The sequence below is a fragment of the Rhodobacter capsulatus genome, assembly GCF_005144475.1.
GTDB lineage: Bacteria > Pseudomonadota > Alphaproteobacteria > Rhodobacterales > Rhodobacteraceae > Rhodobacter > Rhodobacter capsulatus_C.
Window position 1 is genome coordinate 1 of record NZ_SWJZ01000117.1, and the last position, 4,245, is coordinate 4,245.

At 64.5% G+C, this 4,245-nt stretch carries 1 protein-coding gene and 3 pseudogenes; 2 read left to right on the forward strand and 2 right to left on the reverse strand.

Translation table 11 applies throughout. The annotated features are described in order from the left end of the window. Positions 1-205: 205 nt before the first annotated feature. Together FBT96_RS19100 and FBT96_RS19105 are read left to right on the forward strand one after the other, a co-directional pair. Positions 206-415: pseudogene (locus FBT96_RS19100) on the forward strand (transposase zinc-binding domain-containing protein); the annotation flags it as partial. 559 nt (positions 416-974) lie between these two features. Next, on the forward strand, positions 975-2,003 hold the full coding sequence (locus tag FBT96_RS19105) for an IS110 family RNA-guided transposase (RefSeq protein WP_136909476.1): 1,029 nt from the start codon (positions 975-977) through the stop codon (positions 2,001-2,003). A 519-nt stretch (positions 2,004-2,522) separates the two neighbouring features. On the opposite strand, the pseudogene FBT96_RS19110 reads toward FBT96_RS19105, so the two are convergent. Next, positions 2,523-4,001: pseudogene (locus FBT96_RS19110) on the reverse strand (IS1182 family transposase). Between the two features lie 57 nt (positions 4,002-4,058). After that, positions 4,059-4,245 (reverse strand): annotated as a pseudogene (locus tag FBT96_RS19115) (hypothetical protein); the annotation flags it as partial.

Consider the following 4,245-nt stretch of genomic DNA (forward strand, 5'->3'; position numbering starts at 1 on the left):
AGGGTGGCAACCTTCGTCAAGACCATCAAATCGGAGCGGATCTGGCCGGTCGCCTGGCAATCCCGCCAGCAGGCCGAAACGCCGTCGCCAAAAACGTCGACGGGTTCTACACCCCGTCAGGCGGCCCTCATCACGCGGCTTCCAAAGCCCCATCGCCTTCGAGCGAAAGGCCCGGGACGTGAGCGAAACGCGCTCCACAAAGGCCGGGCATGTGGCCGGTTGCGCCAGCTGCGGCCATCGGCATGTCACCTGTAATTCCTGCAAGAACCGGCATTGCCCCAAATGCCAGGGTGAGCCAATGGAACGTCAATGGTCCGACAGACTTTGGCGCAGGAAGGCAGTCTATGACCTGGTGTTCCGTGCCTCGGCCGAGACGGTTCTGACCATCGCCGCCGATCCCAAGCGCCTTGGGGCCCACGGCTCGGGATTCGCATGCTGCGCAGGCGCGTCTTCGACAGCCTGCAACGCGGAACCTGCGCAGCATGCGAATGCCACATTTCGAGCGCACACGCGATCCGCGGTGACGCCACTTCCGCATAAGATTGCTCTCAATGGTCGGAGAGTGTCGGCTGTGCGGGTTGGCGAATTGATGGTGCGGCGCGCGCGATGCCCGTCTCCCGCGCGTCGCGTCGGCGTGGGGAGGATCGACGCTCTCTGTGCCGCCATGCCCGGCCGCCGTCTCTCGCTGCGGATGACGGCCGCTTCGATCAGCGTCATGTCCGGGGCCGAAAGCAGGCTTCGCCCGGAGGAGAGACGCACGATGAAACCTGCCCGATCCGTTGCCCAAGGCGCAGACGATTTCGGCACGGTTCGGGAGGGGAAGCGCCCCTTCTTGTAAACGGGCAGGGATGCCCCCAAGGCGAAAGCCATCGCCGCTTTCCCTCTGGTGTCGATGGGCATTGATGATGTGACCGCCCCCCGACGGCATCTGTGTGCCAAGGTGGGTCTGCAACGATCCACAGAGGGGAGCGGTCATGAACGAGATTATCACGGTCGGGCTCGACCTAGCGAAGAATGTGTTCCAGGCGCATGGCGCTGACGCCTCGGGGCGTGCGGTGTTGCGCAAGAAGCTGAGACGGGACCAGGTGCTGGCTTTCTTCGGGCAGCTGCCGCCGTGCGTGGTGGCGATGGAAGCGTGCGGCGGTGCCCACTTCTGGGGCCGCGAGATCGGCAAGCTGGGCCATGAGGTGCGGCTGATCCCGCCGACCTATGTGAAGCCTTTCGTCAAGCGCCAGAAGAACGACGCCGCCGACGCCGAGGCGATCTGCGAAGCAGCCATGCGTCCGACGATGCGTTTTGTTCCTGTGAAGAGCGAATTGACCCAAGGAGCCGCGATGGTCTTCCGCATCCGCGAGTTGCTGATCGGGCAACCCACGCAGGCGATCAATGCGCTCCGGGGCCATCTGGGCGAGTTCGGGCAAATCGTGCCGCAGGGTGCCGCGAACGCTGCACGACTGATCGCCATCGTCGAGGACCCGGAGAGCGGCCTGCCCGCCGATGCCATTGCCACGTTGAAGGTGCAGGTTAGGGCTCTCACCCATCTTGAGACGGAGATCGGCAAGCTCGATGCCGAGATATCTCGCCGGGCCAAAGAGAACGAGGTCGCGCGGCGCCTGATGACTGTTCCCGGGATCGGGCCGCTGATCGCCACGGCTCTTGCGGTCCTCGCGCCGCCGCCAGACACCTTCCGCAAGGCGCGCGACTTCGCCGCGTGGCTCGGCCTGACGCCCCGCCAGCATTCCACCGGGGGCAAGCAGCGCCTCGGGACCATGACGAAGATGGGCGAGCGATCCTTGCGGCGGCTTCTGATCATTGGCGCCAACAGCGTCATCATCAAGCGGCACGTCCATGCTGCGGCCCGGCCGGGCACCTGGCTCGGCGGGATGCTGACACGCAAGCCGCCGATGCTGGTGCGTGTGGCGCTGGCGAACAAGATAGCGCGGATCGTCTGGGCCCTGATGGCCCGGGGCGGCGTCTACCAATCTCCGGTCGCGGCGGCATAAGCCACCGTCGGTCGCGAGGACGTCGGAGCGGAAGAGGGCAAGGAACGGTTTGGCGCAACGGTCGTGAGACGGGATCAGAGGAACCAGCCTGCAACAAAGTGCCTTCGAGCACGCGGCGTTGATTTGGGACCTGATCCGCGAACACCATACAGGCCCGCGGCATGGAGATGGCCGTAACTGAGGCCGGATACATGTCAGCACCCGACAGCGCGCAAAACCGATCCAGAAAGCCTCTTGCGCAAGGGGCGGTTATACATGTTGCGCAACAGCGGCTTGAGACGAGACAGCCTCTTTCCCCGATTTCATCATGCCACGCGGAAGATCTCGGCTTTTCCAAGGGCGTTGAAGCGGTTGAGGAGGGCCGAGGCTGTGTCAAAACTCGGCCAGATGGCTGGCATATGACGCGCGCGGGTGCCTCTGCGGGTTCGGCGCCCCGAAGGCGGCATTTGATCCGGTCGCCGTCGGGATCGCTTGCCGGGCTTTCTTTTGGGGCCCGCGAAACGGCTTTCTTCCGAGATTTCACCCCGGGATCGCCTCCATCAGCCTCCGGATGCCGACCAGAGCAATCATCCGCTTGATGTTGTAAGCCAGCAAGTTCAGCGTCCTCTCGGTGTGCACGTTCTTCAGGCGGCGGGTCAGGAAATGGGTGGAACCCATCCAGTCCTTTATCGTGCCGAAGGGGTGTTCGACCGTGCAGCGGCGCAGTGTCATCGGATCCGGGTCGCGGCTCAACCGCTCCCGCATGGCGTCGATCAGAGGCTCGTGCTCCCAGCGGGTGATCCGGTGCTCCGTGCCGGAGGTGCAGCGACCTTTCACGGGGCAGGTCTGGCAGCCGTTGATCCAGTACCGGCGAACCTGCAGCCCCCCTTCCTCGCGGGTATAGCGATAGATGAGTTCGTTGCCGGCCGGGCAGGTGTAGACGTCGCGGGCCGGGTCATAGAGGAAATCGGCCTTCACGAACAACCCCTTGGCCGCATTGCCCGAGGTCGCGGGACGCGGCACCGTCGTGGTGATGCCCGCGGTGGGACACGACAGGATTTCGGCGCCGCTGAAATACCCCTTGTCCGCGAGGACGTTCAGATCTTCACGACCCAGGGCGGTTTTGGCGGCGATCGCCATCGGGCTGAGTTGATCGCGGTCGAAACCCTGGTTGGTGCCCCCCTGCGCGACGATCAGATGGGTCTCGGTGTCGACTGCGCTTTGCACGTTGTAGCCGACCATGCCGCTGTGCCGGGCACTGGTCGCCATCGCGCGGGCGTCGGGATCGGTCAGAGAAATCTGGCCATCTGGCGCGTCAGTGAGCGCTTTTTCCATCGCCTGCAACCGTGCGATCTCCTGCCGGATACGGCCGCAACGACGGGCAAGATGGGCCACCTTCTCGGCCCGGGCTTCGCCCTCTTCCTGCCGGTCGATCCGCACCATGACGTCGACGTAGCGGGCGACATCGGCCTCGAGATGGGCAAGGCGGCTGACGATCTTGTTCTTGGTGAAGTTCTTGTCGGTTCGGCCCTCGCTCGAACCCATGGCGTTCGGGCCTCACTGTTCACCGCCTTGAATTTGGCTCACCATCGATGGCGACGGCATCCCCCTTGAGAACCCCGATCCGGCGGCACAGTTCGACAAACCGGGCGCAGGTCTTGCGGATCGCGGCGCCGTTCTGACGGCGGAATTCGGCGATCGTCTTGTGATCGGGGACCAGACGGCCGGTCAGCCACATCACCTCGACATTGCGCGCGGCTTCTAGTTCCAGGCGGCGGCTGGAGGGGATCCGGTTCAGGTATTCATAGATGAAAAGCTTGAGGAGAACTGCGGGGTGATATCCGGGCCGCCCTGTCCGGGACGGCGCCGCGCGCATGAACCCAAGCCCGGGCAGGTCGAGTTCCTCGACGAAAAGATCGACGACACGGACCCCATGTCATCCTCGCCGATCCAGTCCTCGAGGCGGTCGGGAAAAAGCACCGTCTGGCCACGCTGCACGCCCTCGATGAAACCCGCCATGCCGGTCCTCCCGCTCTCACGGAATCGTAGCACAATGCAGGGTTTTGACACAGCCTCGGCCACTCGGCTCTGGATTTCGGCGGTTTGGCGGTCCGGGTCTCTGGCGGCGATGCGGTCGCCGAAGGCCTTGAGCCAAGCCGGTGAGCGCCACCGGTTCGAGCGCACCGGCGAGGGCATCTTCGCCTCGATTCGGCTGCGGACGTGGTATCCGGTCCATCGTTTCCGAGACCTTCTCTGCCGTAGG

Bases quoted from the DNA above. Each gene is read 5' to 3' on its own strand.
- FBT96_RS19105 (WP_136909476.1), top strand. From the start codon at position 975: ATGAACGAGATTATCACGGTCGGGCTCGACCTAGCGAAGAATGTGTTC.